The 16,610-nt window shown below is 36.1% G+C and carries 16 protein-coding genes; all 16 read right to left on the reverse strand.

The window, feature by feature from the left end; translation table 11 throughout:
• Positions 1 to 3: 3 nt before the first annotated feature.
• The 16 genes from EW028_RS18130 to EW028_RS18205 all read right to left on the reverse strand — a co-directional run bounded on the left by EW028_RS18130 (position 4) and on the right by EW028_RS18205 (position 16,606).
• Positions 4 to 1,221, reverse strand: a complete 1,218-nt coding sequence (locus tag EW028_RS18130) for an aminopeptidase (protein WP_131521843.1) — start codon at positions 1,219 to 1,221, stop codon at positions 4 to 6.
• A 28-nt stretch (positions 1,222 to 1,249) separates the two neighbouring features.
• Positions 1,250 to 2,002 carry an ABC transporter permease gene (locus EW028_RS18135; protein ID WP_131521844.1) on the reverse strand — a complete coding sequence of 251 codons (753 nt, stop codon included), beginning with the start codon at positions 2,000 to 2,002 and terminating at the stop codon, positions 1,250 to 1,252.
• Between the two features lie 3 nt (positions 2,003 to 2,005).
• A complete protein-coding gene (locus EW028_RS18140; RefSeq protein WP_131521845.1) occupies positions 2,006 to 2,944 on the reverse strand; it encodes an ABC transporter ATP-binding protein in 939 nt (312 codons plus the stop codon).
• A 456-nt stretch (positions 2,945 to 3,400) separates the two neighbouring features.
• Positions 3,401 to 3,997, reverse strand: a complete 597-nt coding sequence (locus EW028_RS18145) for a TetR/AcrR family transcriptional regulator (protein WP_131521846.1) — start codon at positions 3,995 to 3,997, stop codon at positions 3,401 to 3,403.
• Positions 3,998 to 4,186: 189 nt separating this feature from the next.
• Entirely contained in the window at positions 4,187 to 5,566 is a 1,380-nt protein-coding gene (locus EW028_RS18150) for a sensor histidine kinase (RefSeq protein ID WP_131521847.1), read from the reverse strand.
• On the reverse strand, positions 5,554 to 6,216 hold the full coding sequence (locus EW028_RS18155) for a response regulator transcription factor (protein ID WP_131521848.1): 663 nt from the start codon (positions 6,214 to 6,216) through the stop codon (positions 5,554 to 5,556). The genes EW028_RS18150 and EW028_RS18155 overlap by 13 nt, the downstream gene beginning before the upstream one ends.
• Positions 6,217 to 6,226: 10 nt before the next feature.
• On the reverse strand, positions 6,227 to 6,982 hold the full coding sequence (locus EW028_RS18160; RefSeq protein WP_131521849.1) for a lantibiotic immunity ABC transporter MutG family permease subunit: 756 nt from the start codon (positions 6,980 to 6,982) through the stop codon (positions 6,227 to 6,229).
• A gap of 3 nt (positions 6,983 to 6,985) precedes the next feature.
• Entirely contained in the window at positions 6,986 to 7,714 is a 729-nt protein-coding gene (locus EW028_RS18165; RefSeq protein ID WP_131521850.1) for a lantibiotic immunity ABC transporter MutE/EpiE family permease subunit, read from the reverse strand.
• Between the two features lies 1 nt (position 7,715).
• A complete protein-coding gene (locus EW028_RS18170; RefSeq protein ID WP_131521851.1) occupies positions 7,716 to 8,423 on the reverse strand; it encodes a lantibiotic protection ABC transporter ATP-binding protein in 708 nt (235 codons plus the stop codon).
• Between the two features lie 182 nt (positions 8,424 to 8,605).
• A complete protein-coding gene (locus tag EW028_RS18175) occupies positions 8,606 to 9,472 on the reverse strand; it encodes a 2-oxoacid:ferredoxin oxidoreductase subunit beta (protein WP_131521852.1) in 867 nt (288 codons plus the stop codon).
• Complete coding sequence (locus EW028_RS18180) at positions 9,472 to 11,211, reverse strand: 2-oxoacid:acceptor oxidoreductase subunit alpha (protein WP_131521853.1); 1,740 nt, start codon at positions 11,209 to 11,211, stop codon at positions 9,472 to 9,474. Before EW028_RS18180 ends, EW028_RS18175 begins: the two co-directional genes overlap by 1 nt.
• Positions 11,212 to 11,474: 263 nt before the next feature.
• A complete protein-coding gene (locus EW028_RS18185) occupies positions 11,475 to 11,741 on the reverse strand; it encodes a stage V sporulation protein S (protein WP_004224903.1) in 267 nt (88 codons plus the stop codon).
• Between the two features lie 177 nt (positions 11,742 to 11,918).
• On the reverse strand, positions 11,919 to 12,716 hold the full coding sequence (locus EW028_RS18190; protein WP_048391507.1) for a TIGR00282 family metallophosphoesterase: 798 nt from the start codon (positions 12,714 to 12,716) through the stop codon (positions 11,919 to 11,921).
• A gap of 114 nt (positions 12,717 to 12,830) precedes the next feature.
• Positions 12,831 to 13,958: an acyltransferase family protein gene (locus EW028_RS18195; protein WP_227744979.1), complete on the reverse strand. Its 1,128-nt coding sequence runs from the start codon at positions 13,956 to 13,958 to the stop codon at positions 12,831 to 12,833.
• Positions 13,959 to 14,013: 55 nt separating this feature from the next.
• Positions 14,014 to 15,525, reverse strand: coding sequence for a lipopolysaccharide biosynthesis protein (locus tag EW028_RS18200; protein ID WP_131521855.1), 1,512 nt, complete (start codon positions 15,523 to 15,525; stop codon positions 14,014 to 14,016).
• The gene (locus EW028_RS18205; protein WP_131521856.1) at positions 15,515 to 16,606 is read right to left on the reverse strand and encodes a glycosyltransferase family 2 protein; all 1,092 of its coding nucleotides are present in this window, start codon (positions 16,604 to 16,606) and stop codon (positions 15,515 to 15,517) included. The genes EW028_RS18200 and EW028_RS18205 overlap by 11 nt, the downstream gene beginning before the upstream one ends.
• Positions 16,607 to 16,610: the final 4 nt, after the last annotated feature.

The following is a 16,610-nucleotide window of genomic DNA, read 5'->3' on the forward strand; positions in this document are numbered from 1 at the left end:
CCCTTATTTCGTTACCCACTTACCATTTACTAAAATCGCTTCGGCAGTACCGTCCTCACGTATTCCATTAACCTGCAAGTTTTGTGAGCCTATCATAAAATCAATATGGATCATACTATTATTTATGTTTTCTAAGTTTAAACCGTCTTCTTTCAAGCCTGAAGTATAGGCTTGCCCAAAGGCTAAATGACTGGATGCATTCTCGTCGAATAAATTATGATAAAACAGTAGATTGCTCGCAGAGATTGCAGAATCATGAGGAACCAATGCAACTTCACCTATATATCTAGCACCCTCGTCCTTGTGAAGAATACTTTGTAATGCATCCATCCCTTTTTCTGCAAAGAAATCTATAATTTCTCCATCTTTAAATGTAAGTGTAAATTGATCAATGATCTGCCCTTCATAAACTAATGGCTTTGTACTTTTGACTATTCCATTTACCCCTCTTTTGAGTGGTGTTGTATAAATTTCTTCAGTTGGCATATTACAAATAAATGAGCTTCCCTTGTCATTCGTTTCCAGGCCATTTACCCAACGATGATTTTGTGGTAGTTCTATTTTTAAATTTGTGTCTTCGCTAATGAAATGTAAATAACGGAAATACTTTTCATTCAAGAACGTGGCTGTTTTATTTAATGTTTCAACATGCTTTTCCCAGGCTTGTAGTGGGCTCTCTTCATTTAATCTGAGTATTTCAAAAAACTTTTCCCATAATTCCTCAAGAGCATTTTTGGGCTCTAAATCAGGGAAAATAGATGCTGCCCATTGCTCCGTCGGATAAACAATAACAGTCCAACTAACTTCCATTCCAATCAATCTTTCGGTAAAAGAACGAAAAGCAAGTGCAGAAGCATACTCTGCTTTTTCTACCTTTACAGGGTCTATTCCCTCCATATTTTGCAAGTGGGGTGAAATAATATAAAGAAAAGCAGCACCACTACTCGCCATTTCTTCATACCCCTTCACAAGCCAATCTGGTGTATAGGCTAAGCCTTGCTCTGTCATATATTCAAATTCAATTCGAGCAAGCTCTTCATCAATCCACTTTATATAAACATAATGTGCACCATTGAGATAGGCATGTCGGCAAACCCTCCGAACAAAATCGGCAGCAGCTATCGAGGCAGAAATCACTAAAGTCTGTCCTTGTTGAATATTAATACCTATTTTTATGACCAATTCAGCATACTGCTCTATCTTAGTTTCAAAAGTTTTCATTATAAATTTAACTCCCTATTCAAATAATTTATTGAACACGCCAATGTATTTTTTTACTGATCAATAGATAAGAAATACAGGAAAAAATAAGTAAGATAAGAACATCTATGTATGTAGAATTGGTCCATCCAACAGTTAACATACCGTGTAATACATTCGCTACATATGTTGTAGGTAACACGTAGGAAATCCACTGCAGAACGATGGGAAGGTCTTTCAGTTCAATCATAACTGGTGTTAAGAAAGTAACAAACATCAACAAAAATTGCGCTACAATATTTGTAAATTGAGGATTTGGAGATAAAAAACCCATTAATACACCAATGCCTACTACACTAAAAATCGCCAATAAAGCAACTGGTAGTAGAAGCCACTCAAAATGAAGATTCACCCCATAAATTTGCTGACCAAATGTAAATACAATGACAAAAGATGGTAAGGAAGTTAAAATTCCATAAAATAATAAAGATAGTATAAAATTAACCTTTCGAATGGGAAGAGACGAGTAATATGTAAAGTAGCCCCCAAATTTTTGATACGAGATATCCTGCCCTAAAATATTCATCCCCATTAATAGAATACTAAAAATCATATTACCGATAATTAATCGTGCTAATTGTTCAGAGCTAGATTCACCCAGTAAAAATTCGAGAAAAACTAAAGTAACTATTGGGAAAATGGAAGACATTGCAATAATCCATAATAATTGATGCCTTACAATAGCTATTTGTATACGAAATAAAATAAGTAATTCAACAAAGAATTGACTAAAGGCATTCATTAACTATTCACTCCTTTGCTGTTCTTGAAGTAATGAATAGACATCTTCTAGACTCGGTGGAAATAGAGAGTATTGGCTAATGCTCAACGTCTCATCCTGTATTATTTCAACAATAGTACGAACCATATTTTTCTCGATTAACATCGTGAGTTTTGTATCCTCTACTAATTCTGCTTGTCCAAAAGCTTTCAGTCTGTCTTGGATATAGTGAATAGAGGCCTCCTGTGCATAAATTTCTAAACGCATTCTTTGGTCTACTCTTCTCTTTAGCTTTTCGACATGGTCAATGGCTAACAGCTTTCCGTTATCTATAACAGCTACACGATGAACAACTTTTTCAGCTTCCAAAATATTGTGAGTGACTAAAATAATTGTTGTACCCTTTTGGTTAAGCTCACGAATGATGTCCCATACTAATTTCCGTTTTAATGGATCCAACTCATTTGTAGGCTCATCCAAAATCATAACGGATGCCTGACCAATCAAAGTTGCTCCTAAACTAATGAGTCTTCTTTGACCACCCGAAAGCTTTGACAATAGCTTATCTCGATAAGCTTCCATGTCTAACCTCAGCAAAATATTATCTGTCTGTTGCTTCGACTCTTTTTTGGAAAGCCCCTTTAATCTACCCGTAAAATAAATGGCTTCCCATGTTTTTAAAAATGATAAAGCAAAAGTCTCCTGTGAATAATAGGCAATCTGTTTCAATACATACTTCGGATTCTTAGATACTTCTTGTTGATGAAATTTCACGGATCCCTCTGTTGGTGCTAACTGTCCTATCATTTGCTTTATCAGTGTCGTTTTTCCTGCGCCATTCGGTCCTAATAACCCAATTATTTCACCTTTATATATAGTCAGTGAAATGCCATTATTTGCTCTAAATTTACCTTTTTTATAGTAGAAAGTTACATTTTCTAATTCATATATTGGTTCAAGCATGGTAAACAGCCTTCCTGGTTAAATTTCAAAAGAGGAGGTCTGACTAAAAAGTCAGACCTTAAGGTAATAATTATTTACCGAAGGGCTTTGTATCCCCTTTTGGAAAATTAACTGGTGGTGGAAACATCATTATTTTTCACCTCACTTTCATTTTTTATTGAGTGAACAACCATCAGATAAGCTAATGATAATCACTACTTATTTTAGATTTTATATTACTCCGAAGTAATATACAACTAGAAAAATAGAAAAATCAGTATTTTCTTACTCTTAGATAATAGCATGATTTATTTTTAAATTCTTCTATCCATTAGACCATCTATTCATACCATTCTTTTCTGATACGTTGCTTCTACTAGTAAATTGAATCAATTGTAAAACAATAACTCATAAATAATATTTAATTAAAAAACAAGATGTTTACTTTCTTTGCCAATAGCATGATTATTTTGCAGATTATTCTTTAGGCAACATACCATCTACCAATAAATTCACAATATGTTGGGCTATCTCTTCTGGCTTTTTTTGCTTTGGCAGTAATTGAACAAATGTTAAGCGCTCAATAATACCTATTAAGCACTCTGCAACGATATGTGTATCTAAATCTTTCCGAAAGTAGCCAGCATCTACTTCATAATCCAGATTCTCTTTTATTTGCTTGACGATTTGTGCCTTTATTTCATCAGCCTTTGACGATAAAGATAATCCAATCCGTGTTAAATTTGGGTTCTTAGCAAAAAACGCTAATAATTCCTTAACGTTATGGATAATACGTTCTCTTACTGTTGCTTGCTCTAATGCAGGCTGTAAGCGGCTTTTTTTGGCTAAATCCATCATTCGTAAGCGAAAAAGATTTTCTAATTCTTCAAAAATGGCCTCTTTATTTTTAAAGTACAGATAAAAAGTAGGCTGACTTAATGATGCACTTTTTACTATAGTACTCACCTTCGTTTCATGATATCCATGCTGCGCAAACTCTTTCGCTGCAATTTCAAGTAATAATGCGCGACTTTCTTCTCCACTTGCGCCTTTAGGTCTACCTCTTTCTGCCATAAAAAACTCCTCCATTTAAGTACCCTTAAAACTTTTTTCTATAAAAAAAGCCCTTTATAAGGATAGTTAGTTGTAAAACCTTACTTCCATTAAAAAGGACTAAATTTATTACTAGGGTAACATGAAGAACTTCATTAGGGCAATGACTTTGATCTCTGCCTGAAGTAAATTGGAAAAAATAAACTGCTACTACATCCTCATAACAGGAATAGTGATTGTCACTTTTCCTCCACCCGTTATCGAATCATTAGCGAGTGTTATTACCCCATCATGCTTTTTAATGACTGACTCTGCAATATAAAGGCCCAAACCATGATGATTTGTTGTATTTCTACTTGGGTCTCCACGATAAAATTGTTTGGTAGCCTCTTTTAAATCTTTTGCTGAAAAACCAGTACCACTATCTTTCACAGTAAAATGAATAACATTCTCCTTTCCTTCAACAGATAAAGTGACTTTGCTGTTATTTGGTGTGTGCTCAACTGCATTGACAATCACATTTAATAGAGCCCGATAAAAAGGCTCTTCCTCTATCATAATGGAAGTAGGTAGCCTGATCTTTTCTACACTAACTTTAAGATTTTTTTCTAAAGCAAGAGCTTTCATTTGTTGTTCGACCTTTTGAATAAATAAATGCATGGCTACATTCGATTTTGATGTGACAACACCTTGCTCCACATTCGAAAGATCCATTAATTGCTTTGTGAACTTTTCAATTTCAACCGTATTTTTTAATATATAATGGTTAAATTCTTTTTGCATTTCATCTTGGGCAGTGTCCAATAAAAGTTCGGCATTTCCCCGAATAATCGTCAATGGGGTTTTCAGGTCATGTGCCAGTGCTGAAATTTGTTCTCTGCGCAATCTTTCTGCCTGCCATTGTTGTGTCAATGAAGTATTTAATGCTTCCTTCATTTGCTCAAAGGAAAGAGCAATATCATCAATTTCTCGAATCCCAGATGGTTTTAAATGAAAATCTAAATTTTGATGTTGGATTTTTTCAATAGCTTCTTGTAAACCCATCATTTTTTGTTTTAGTCTTCTGCCAAAATGAACAGCAAGTACTGCTGCTTGTACAACAACTCCAATAATAAAAACTAATAAAACCGTTAATTGCGGGTTAGGTAAATAATTTCTTATGATAGCAGAGCGATACTCAGGGACTAAACTATAGCGTAAAATACATATTTCTTGTCCGCGCTCAATAAATGCATAAAATTGAGAACTTCCTTGCTTCTCTCCCTTTTGTTTTAACTGCCATGCATAGGAAGCCTCTTCTTTTGTTAAATTGCCTGAAATAAACTCTCCCTGATTTGAAACCACTGCATATTCGACAAGATCAGGAATCATCTCGTCCGTTACCGAACTGCTTGTAGCAATACGATCTTTTGCTAAAGTGATTTGTGACTCTGCATAATTTGCAGGTAAAATAATATTAGCTGAAAAGGCAAACATAAATAGACCGATTAATAGTGCCACTAATAAAATGATACCTAAGCAAAGAAAGAATAAATATCTCAGGAAAAATGTATGAAGATGTGTTCCTTTCCTCGGTTTTATCGTCTCCATTTATAGCCGATCCCCCAAACGGTATCAATGACTTCTATGTCAAACGCATGTAGCTTTGACCGAATATTTTTGACATGCTCTGTTATCGCTGTACTGTCACTTTTACCATCAAACCCAAAAATCGTTTCGTATATTTGTTCTTTAGAAAAAACTTGCCCGCGATGACGTGCTAAAAATTCACATATTTCATACTCACTTTTAGTTAGCAGAACGCGCTCATTCTGAACAAACAATTCTTTACCAGAAAGATTAAAGTGAACTTTATCGCTATAAAGGATGTTCCGCTTCTCTCTGCTTTCCCGTCGGATATGCGCATTCACCCTTGCCCGTAGCTCTCCAATGCCAAATGGTTTAATCAAATAATCATCTGCGCCTAGGCCTAAACCATACATCACATCTTCTTCTAAGGATTTAGCTGTAAGAAAAAGAATAGGACAATCTACAGCATGCCTAATTTGCCCACACAATGTAAAGCCATCCATAATAGGCATCATCACATCAAGCAAAATTAAATCAAAGGAACCTAAATCCATCTTGCCTACTTCTGTCGGTTTAGACACAATGGTTACCAAGTGACTATCTTTATAAAGTGCATTTTTTATCAGCATTAAAATATCCACTTCATCATCCACTACTAATATATTTGCCATAATTCACCCTCTAATTTTCAGCTGCTCTACCTTCCCATCTCCAAAACCATAGGCAAGATAATGCAAAAGCTAGTATGCTTCCACCTAAGCACAATATTATACTAGTCTGGATACTTGCTTCTAGCAATGTTAAATTTGTTCCTGTCGATGATAAAATCCATAAAGAAACAAAATGACCGCTCCATCCATACGGTAAAAAGGGCCAAATACCATCCCCTAAGCCTGTCAGCAATAGGGCGACCAGTAGGGCTTCTACAATACCTAGACCAATCGAAGCGCCTTTACCAAATTGGAAGCTTACAAATAAATGTAACATATAGAAAATCACATGACTGCCGAATAGAATACAAGCAGCCATACTATAAAATGAATAGCCCAAATCTACTTCATGTAATAGTTCTCTAAAGCCAAAACTAAAAATAGCTATAGATAGAAAGATGGCTCCAAAGCTAAACAATAATAATAAGATAAGCTTGCTCATATATGTCTTTATTTTTATGTTTGTTGTAGCTAGCAGACCTTGGAAACGACCAGCGTTTGCTTCCTGCTCAGATGCCATTGCACATACTAATCCTATAATAATAGGTAGTCCACACGCTAGGCCTTGAAAATAGGCAGTTACTTTTCCGTGAAAATCCCATGGTGAATAGGAATAATAAGCTAAAAACAGTCCAGAAATAACAATGGGGACAAGTAGATGGGTAAGTAGTAATGGAGTTCGTCTTGTTTTAAGAATTTCCGCTCTCAATAATCGTACCATGTCCATTTTCTATTTTGCCTCCCTTTTTTGAAACCACTTTGTCGTGAGTGAAGCGATTATGATAAACCAAGCGATCGTTATCAATAAGCCAGGAAATATAACATCATGATTGAGTAAGGAACTACCCTCAGGTACTGGTAGACCATTTGGTAATATGCCGAGAGTTGAGCATAATAAACGTGCACCAATTGCAAAGGGATAGCAATACCATAGCTCTCCATCTGCAAATACTACAATTCCAATGATATTGGCCACTATATTGAACAAAATAGCCAAATAGGTTCCTAATTTAGCTGCCAAAAAAAGACATAAGGGAATTTGCCACAAAAACGTTACGAAAATAACTAGAGAACTTAATAGGCTGCTTGTGATTGGTAAGCTGTGACCAAATAGCCAGCCCCCTGCTGTAATGCCTCCAAAGAACATACTAGTGATAAGGACAAGCCATACACCTGATGAAAGTATTTTTCCTAACCAAACCCTTTTGAGGCCAAGTGGTAGTGCAAGTATACTATGGTATTTCAACTTCTTATCCTTTTCAATCACTAAGGCACAGCAAATTGTCAGTGCACCTGGCAGAAGCATCGTATACCACCAGTTATAAGCTCCTGTTTGAAAATATTCACCTCCCATAAGTACAGCGCTTATAAGTAAGGTTATAAGTGGCGTAAGCCAAAGTAGTTTGGGAATAAAAGTTCGCTTCCACTTTAATTGTTCCGCTTTTATGATGGCTAACATGCTAATGACCTGCCTTTCTGTTGGCAGTGACAACCTGCATGAATAGTGATTCTAATTCATGACCTTGTGGAGCTGGTCCCTGATAGCCAAGCTTGCCACCAGCAATAATGCCAATATCATCCACGACTTGTTCTACCTCAGGCAAAATATGACTAGACAATATAACAGTAATACCTTGTTCTGGAAATGAGCGAATGAGCTTACGAAGCTCTTGTATACCAATTGGATCCAAACCATTTGTTGGCTCATCTAAAATTAACAGTTTCGGTTTGTTTAACAGTGCAATTGCTATGCCCAAACGTTGCTTCATTCCTAAAGAAAACTGACCTGCTCGTTTTTTCCCCGTGTTCGTTAAATCTACAATCTCCAATACTTCGTCAATCCGACTTTGTGGTATGCCTAACGCGATCGTTCGAACTTTTAGATTTTCTTCAGCTGATAAATTATCATACAAGGGGGGTGTTTCAATTAAAACCCCGATATCCTGCAGATCTTTTCGTGACCATAGATGTCCATTAAAAATGATATCTCCAGCATTAGGTCGTAGCATGCCCGTTATCATCTTTAAGGTTGTAGATTTTCCCGCTCCGTTAGGTCCAAGTAAGCCATAAACTGAATTACGTTTAATTTCTAACGATAAATTATCGACGATTTTTTGTCCTTTAAACGCTTTATTCAAATTGTTTGTTTTCAAAATCAAGTCTTTCATAATTAGTCATCATCCTTTCGATGACCTTAGTGTAAAAAATAAATATAAGGATTTCATAAGGATCCCCTAACAATTACTAGGGTTAGCCATGCGTTTATCCGCAATCGCTCGTAATTCTTTTCTAAAGCATGAAAAAAAGCATTTGGAATGACTTCATTCCAAATGCTTCGATTCTATCAATTTTACATAAATTCTTTTACTAAATCATTAAAATCATTTTCGCTCATTTTGATATCGATATCTGTTAATGGTAACTCAGAGTAGCCAGGTACTTTTTCTTGATACGACGTTGTTTCCGTATCATGATAAATAATGCCTGTTACTAAACCCTCGTGTTCCATTACTGTACGCATTGCCATACCACGATCTGAGGGATCATAATTTTCAACATCTGCTAATTTTGTTAAATTTTCTTTAAACCAATCATATGTGTTCACTTTGTTATACGTAACACAAGGTGAAAAGACATTGATAAATGAGAAACCTTTATGGTTAATACCAGCTTCAATTAGTGCTGTTAATTCTTTAATATCTGTAGAAAAGCCTTGCGCCACAAATGTTGCACCACTTGTTAATGCTACCTCTAATGGTTTCAATGATGGCTCAATCGCTCCACCTGGTGTAGATTTTGTAATAAATCCAGCAGCTGAACGTGGAGATGTTTGACCTTTTGTTAAACCATAAATTTGGTTATCCATTACAATATAAGTTATATCAATATTACGGCGGATGGCATGAATGGTATGCCCCATACCAATCGCAAATCCATCACCATCACCACCAGAAGCGATAACATGTAAATCACGATTAGCCATTTTCAATCCCTGTGCAATTGGTAGTGCACGACCATGAATACCATGGAATCCATAAGAATTGATATATCCTGAAATTCGACCTGAACATCCAATGCCTGAAATGACAGCAAGTTCATTTGGTTCAATGCCGACATTTGCAGCAGCACGTTGAATAGCTGCTTGTACTGAGAAGTCTCCACAGCCTGGGCACCAGTTTGGTTTCACTGTATTACGAAAATCCTTAAATGTTGCCATTAGCGAGTCAACTCCTTCACACGATTTTCTAATTCACCTGGCAAGAATGGTGTACCATTATATTTAGTGATTGTCGCGATTTTATCGTGACCACCAACATTCATCTTCATAATATTAGCTAATTGACCTGTATAGTTATTTTCTACAACGATCACCTTTTTCGCTTGTGCAACAAGAGGTGCTATTTCTGCAGAAGGGAATGGGTGAATTAAACGAATATGTGCATGATTCACTTTCATTCCTTGTGCATTCAAACGTTCTTGCACTTCTTCAATAGCTCCTCTTGTTGAATTAAAGCCTACTAATAAAATATCGGCTTCCTCATGTGGTGCATTGACAAAGACTGGGTTATCAAATTTCAAGCTCTCTAATTTACGGAAGCGTTTATCCATTTGAGTTTGGCGATTACCCGTTGCCTCAGATGGCTTCCCTGTTTCATCATGTTCAACACCTGTAACGTGATGAATACCATGTAATGTACCTGGTAATACACGAGGTGAAATACCATCTTCTGTATCTTCGTAACGCTTGAAGTAGGCTTTATCTGCCGCTTCCTCAAGATCATCCATCACAATTTTACCGCGACGAATTTCAATTTTATCATAATCAAATGGCTCTACAGATTGTTTTCCTAGGGATAATTGTAGATCTGTCATTAAGATTACTGGTAATTGTAATTCCTCTGCAATGTTAAATGCTTGGATCGTATCAAAGAAAGCTTCCTCCATCGTCGAAGGTGCAATGACTACCTTAGGAATCTCTCCATGTGTACCGTAAAGCATAGCCATCAAGTCAGATTGTTCTTGCTTAGTTGGCAACCCAGTTGAAGGGCCTCCACGTTGTGTATCCACTACTACTAAAGGTTGCTCTGTCATACCTGAAAGACCGATTGCTTCCATCATCAATGAAAGACCAGGACCAGCTGAAGCGGTAAAGGAACGTACACCACCAAAGTTTGCACCAATAGCCATTGTTGCTGCTGCAATCTCATCTTCCGTTTGGATGACCGTACCACCGAATTTCGGTAATTTTTTAATCAAGTATTCCATAATTTCAGAAGCAGGTGTAATTGGGTATGCTGCCATAAAGCGTGTCCCAGCAGCTAATGCACCAAGTGCTATCGCATCATTCCCAATCATAAACATACGACGTTTACCATCGGCAGGTGCAAGCTCCCATTCGCCTATACGATCAACTAATAGCTCATTCATAATTTGACGACCACGTGTAATGGCTTCCATATTTTTTTGAACGACTTCTTCGCCCTTTTTACCAAAAATATCATCGACAACATTTTGGAATACTGCATCTTCTAGGTTTAGCAATGATGCAGTTGCCCCGATAGCCACCATGTTTTTCATTAACGAAGTACCAAGCTCTGCTGCTACTTCTGTAAACGGTACTGCAAATAATGGTGCTTTAGAATCCTCAGGTTTAACAGGATCAAATTTTGCATCGGCTAAAATAATACCCTTTTCTGTAAGCTCTTTATAATTGACATCAATTGTTTCTTGATCGAATGCCACTAAAATATCTAAATCATCCGCAATTGAACGTACTTCTGTTGGACGAACTGTAATTTTATTATTCGTATGGCCACCTTTAATTCGAGAAGAGAAGTGACGATAACCGTATAGGAAATAACCTAGACGATTCATTGCCATTGAGAAAATCTCACCTGTACTCTCAATCCCTTCACCCTGTTGCCCACCGACTTTCCATGAAAGCTGATGTAACATGTCAACAACTCCTTAAATCCAATGTGTACTATTATTTTTCCTTCATAAGTTTAACACGAAGAAACCGTCTGGACTATTGTTTCTCCACGATTTAGGCGAAAATCAGACCTTTGACTGAAAATCCTGTTCATAAAGTTGTAATTTTCAAATCTAAGCAAAATCACGCCCCTATTTCAAGTGACAACTATCATATGTAAAACAGGAAAACGAAAAAATGCTCCACCACAATAGTATGTGACAGAGCATTTTACTTCATTACTTTTTTATCGAATACGTTTTTCTACTAGCAGCTTCAATGCTGTTCGTTCTTCTCCAGCAATCAAAATATCGGCAAACGCCGGCGCGCAAATTAAATCTGTGCCACTTGGCGCTACAAATCCGCGTGCAATGGCCACTGCTTTCACGGCTTGGTTAAGTGCACCTGCCCCAACTGCTTGCATTTCTGCCTGCCCTTTTTCTCTGATTACCGCGACTAATGCACCTGCAACTGAATTTGGATTAGAGCGTGATGATACTTTTAATGAATCCACAATTATTCCTCCCCGTTTCGCGAATAGTGTTTACGCTCAACAACTCATGTCCCCCTTTTTGGACCTCAAGTTATTGTCCGTAGCACATTTTATGCTCCGCAAAACGGAAATAGACTAGTTTGACAAAGAAACCTATATCCCCGTAAAAGAAACGTAAAAAAACATTCTTCGACTTATCTACCCTTGAAATGGATAGTCTTCATTTATATAAATGCGTTCACAGGCAATAGCTTTTCCTGTTCGATCATCCATCTCGACAAAGAAACCACTTAAAACCTCTCGCCCTTTTTTCGGAACTTCAAAACGAGATGGCATGTTTGTTTGGAATTTATAGATGACACTTTCCTTTGTCATACCTAAAATTTCATCGTACGGCCCTGTCATACCAACATCCGTGATATAAGCTGTACCTTGCGGGTAAATTCTTGCATCTGCTGTTTGCACATGTGTATGTGTCCCAACAACCGCTGAAGCCTTTCCATCTAAATGCCAACCAAGAGCGATTTTTTCACTAGTCGCTTCAGCATGGAAATCCACGAAGACAAGTGGAGATATTTGTCGAGCCTCTGCAATCAATTGATCTGCCATTGCAAACGGATCCTCATGTGGTGGTAAAAATACGCGACCATGTAAATTAATGACAGATAATGTCACGCCATTTTTAGAAATCTGGACCATACCTTTACCAGGTGCTTCACTTGAAAAGTTTGCCGGACGGATTAAGTAATCCGCGTCATCGATAAAATCAAAAATATCTTTATTGTCCCATGTATGATTACCCATTGTAATAACATCTACACCCATTTGCAGCAAGCTATTATAAATATTACGAGTAATCCCTCGTCCTGCTGCAGCATTTTCCCCATTTGCAATCACAACATCTGGATTATACTTCTTTTTTAAGCGAGGTAAATATTTTTCCACCGCATCTCGACCAATTGAACCAACAATATCACCAATAAATAGAACTTTCATTATGCAAGACCACACTTTCTCTAAATAACATCTTTTAGTTTACCATCTTTGCTTTGGCAATCGCAAAGTAAAACGCAAACCTTACGCCATTCACACACTTAAATACCAGTTTATTTAGGATTTCTGGATGGGAAATGGTGCATCTTTTTTATGAGAGTCCCCATTGTTATTGAGTTGCCCTATAAAAAACGAGCCGAATTTCCATTTACTCATTATATATGTTATACAAATGGAGCAACTGATACTGACAATAAATGAAATGGCAATGATAGAAAATACACTTAATGTTTCGATAAAATTCGTTAAAAAAATTTTAAGTAGGCTAATCACTAAGGGATGTAATAAATATATACCGAAGGAATAACGACTAATAAAAATGATAAATTTCGGCATTTTTCTTCTGTTACTCGCGATGAAAAATAACAGAAAAGCTACACTGAATGTATAAAGGATAACGTCTATTCTCTTTGAATGAACTTCCGTAATAATACCTGATAATTGAGAGGTTAGCAAAAGGCTTACTGTGATGAGTAATACTGCTAGTAACAGATAACGAAAACGCTGTAACCACGATAGAAACTTATCATAATTTTTTCCACAGTAATAAGCTACTACAAAATAAGCAATCCACGCAGGAAATGGCATCTTATTAAAAAAATCCCATTGTAAACTAGTATACGCTAAATCAGGAAAATACTTAAATGGATCCAAAAAATTAAAAAAGGCTAGGTAACTAAAATTAATGATAAATGCAGTCATTATTACTTGAGAGGCTGGGTATCTTGAGGCAATAAATTTCACAAAAAATGGATGTATGAAATAAAACTGAAAAATGATCACGATAAAATAACCATGGAAATCACCTTCCAAATAATTTAGTATTAGTTTTTTGGCAAATTCAATAGAAGGTGATTCGATTGATTTAAGAACGGCATCAAGTAGTCCAGTAAAAAGAAATGGCATTAACATATATTTATAACGTTTTACATAAAACTTTTTCGGCAAACGATCTGAATAGGAATAGGCAATGACAAACTCTGAGATAAATATAAAAAGAGGTGTCCCGAACATAAAGATCAGCTGAATAGATGTCAGGATTACGAATAGTGGACCTTCTTCTATGTCATACATGTTTAATGCCAACGTAACACTATGCATTAACACAATTCCTAAGCAAGCAACGAATCGTAGTAAATATATTTCTTTGACTTCTCGCTTCATCACCATCACCTGCCATTTCAAGGGATCAAATCGCCTTTCTATTATGCTACTTACCTTACTAAATGCAGGGATAAAATTATTTACTATCGGTAATTGTTCGCTTTAATTGCACCAAAATATCTCGCATTGTTTGAGGCTCAATAATAAAATTACCTACTAATAAAATAAACATCGTCCATAAGGAAATACATATAGCGGCTACAAGCCATGAACCTGCAGATGTAATATGGAGCTCGATAAAAAATATAAATGGTGTCGCTGCAGTAAGTGCAAAGATACTATTTTGCACAATTTTTTTGACAGTATCTTTAGGTGAATTTTGTAAAATCTTTTTTGAAGAATAAATGATTAAATCATAAGTACGATAGCCATATGAACAAATTCCTCCCAGTAATATTCCTTCTGCGCCAAAATACTGTACAAAAACAAGAGAAACTACTAGGTTGATTAATGCTTCCATAATGGCACGATTTTTCGTCTCTCTAAAATGTCCTGCAGCGTTCACTAACGTATTCGCAGGAATCCGAATTGTGTTCGCTACTCCTACAATGACAAACAATATTGCCAACCAAGGCCTTATGTAATTGGCATCTTCAATACCTGCTGTATAAATCTTTATAAATGGTAATATTAAAATAGCTGTACATGTGTAACTAAAAGCAATGATGCCATAAAAAATATATTCAAAATGATGAAAATATTTCCGAAGAACGTCCTTGTCCTCTTTGACAAGAATGTCGCCAAAGGCTGCTAATATCGCCCCTGAAAAAGTAGATATAAACAATGTGACTGCATTAAACACCATACTATAAACAGTAAACACACTGACTTCTGTTAAGCCTAGAAAAATCGTTATTAAAATAAACGGTGTGTTAAATACTACTAACGAGGCAATTTGATGAATTAAAGCATCCCATTTATCTTTAATTGCTAACCTATTTGCTTGATTTTTACTATTGAAATATGGATATTTCTTTTTAACATACAACCTTAAAAAAAGAACATCCAGTAATAATATGGCACTTGAACTAGCAACAACAATAACGATGGAAAAACCAAATGCTATCAAAGTAACTGACAATAGTGCACTCGCAAAAAGCAACATTGTTTGAATGCGAAAAATAACATAGCTTTTTTGATCTGCCGACAGCAGAACTAAATATTTCCCTATAAAAAAATACTCCCACATGCCACTAATGCCCAAAATAAGTACCATGTAAAGAGCCGTTCGTGGATTCACTTCATCTCCTACTAGTAACGGATAACAAATAGCCAAAATGGCGACTAATCCAACAAAGACATAACCCGAACGTCTATAAAAAAGATTAGTTGCTGAAAGAATTCCATTTATTTGGTCTTTATCGCCCTTGGCTAGTGGCTTATAAAGTGCCACTATAGATGCATTACCAACCCCAGCCTCTACTATTTTTAAATAACTTAAAAATTGCTTAATCGACGAAACTAGCCCGTTTGTAGCAGAGCCGTATGTTGTCATAAATAGTCGAGGTAAAATAAAATTAATAACCGCTGTAATAACTTGTAGCAATACATTAGCCATTAAATTTAAAACTACTCTCCTAGTTCTCATGCTGGTAAGCACCTTTTCTTTTAATAAAAGTAGGAATTAAACTTTTGCAATCACTGATCCGCCGATTAAGCCTATTCAACATGAAAAGTAAAAGAATTTGTTTTTTCTTTAGTAACCAAGTATAGACCTTTGATTTGAGCGGCATATTTGTCATACGAATCGCATGCAACGATCCATGAAACGCTTCATGAATCAACATTTTCTTAATAAAGGTACGCTTTTCATGTAAACGCTTATGGTTGAATCTATTCCATTCATTATTCACCGCTGCCATCACTAAATAAGTAAAATAATACTGAAGTTGTTCAGCAAAATTAGGAACCTGGTCTGCTTTCCTGTACTTTAAAACTTTCAATTGTTCATACAACACAAGTACTTTTTTAAAAAACATCTGATCATAACTAGCCGTCATGGAAGAAGAATGCTGACGATAATGGTAGAGATACTGATTTTCTAATATATAAATACTTTGTGCATCAAGTAAACTAGGATATGTACAAGCAGCATCGTCCCCCATGCAAATTTGATCATCCACATCAAAGAGATTTTTCTCTAATAGATCTCTTTTAAATATTTTATTAGATAAAGATGGATATAAGCCAAAACGGTAATACTCGCCCGAATATAGCATAATTGGATATACTTCTTTTTCCATCCTATCCTTCCTGTACAAACCGGGCGCGACAAGCTGTGAGCTCTTCACTTCTTGATGTGGATAATTTTCTACAATGTCACAAATAACAATATCTACATCAAAATCACGTGCAGTATTACATAATAATTTATACATATCAACTTCAATCCAATCATCACTATCTACAAACCCAATATACTGTCCTTTGGCGACCCTTAGCCCTGCTTTACGAGCACTGACAGCACCACTATTTGCTTGATGAATGACGGTAATTCTTGTATCAAATTGGGCATATTCATCGCAGATTACTGAGCAGTTATCAGTCGAGCCATCATTTACTAATATCAACTCAAAATCTACGAACTCCTGTCTCATAATACTATCAAGACACATTTTTAAGTAAGGTTCCGTATTATAAACAGGGACAATAATGCTTAAATATGGCACTCAC

It is taken from the genome of Lysinibacillus sp. OL1, from assembly GCF_004332175.1.
In the GTDB taxonomy this organism is placed as follows: domain Bacteria; phylum Bacillota; class Bacilli; order Bacillales_A; family Planococcaceae; genus Lysinibacillus; species Lysinibacillus capsici.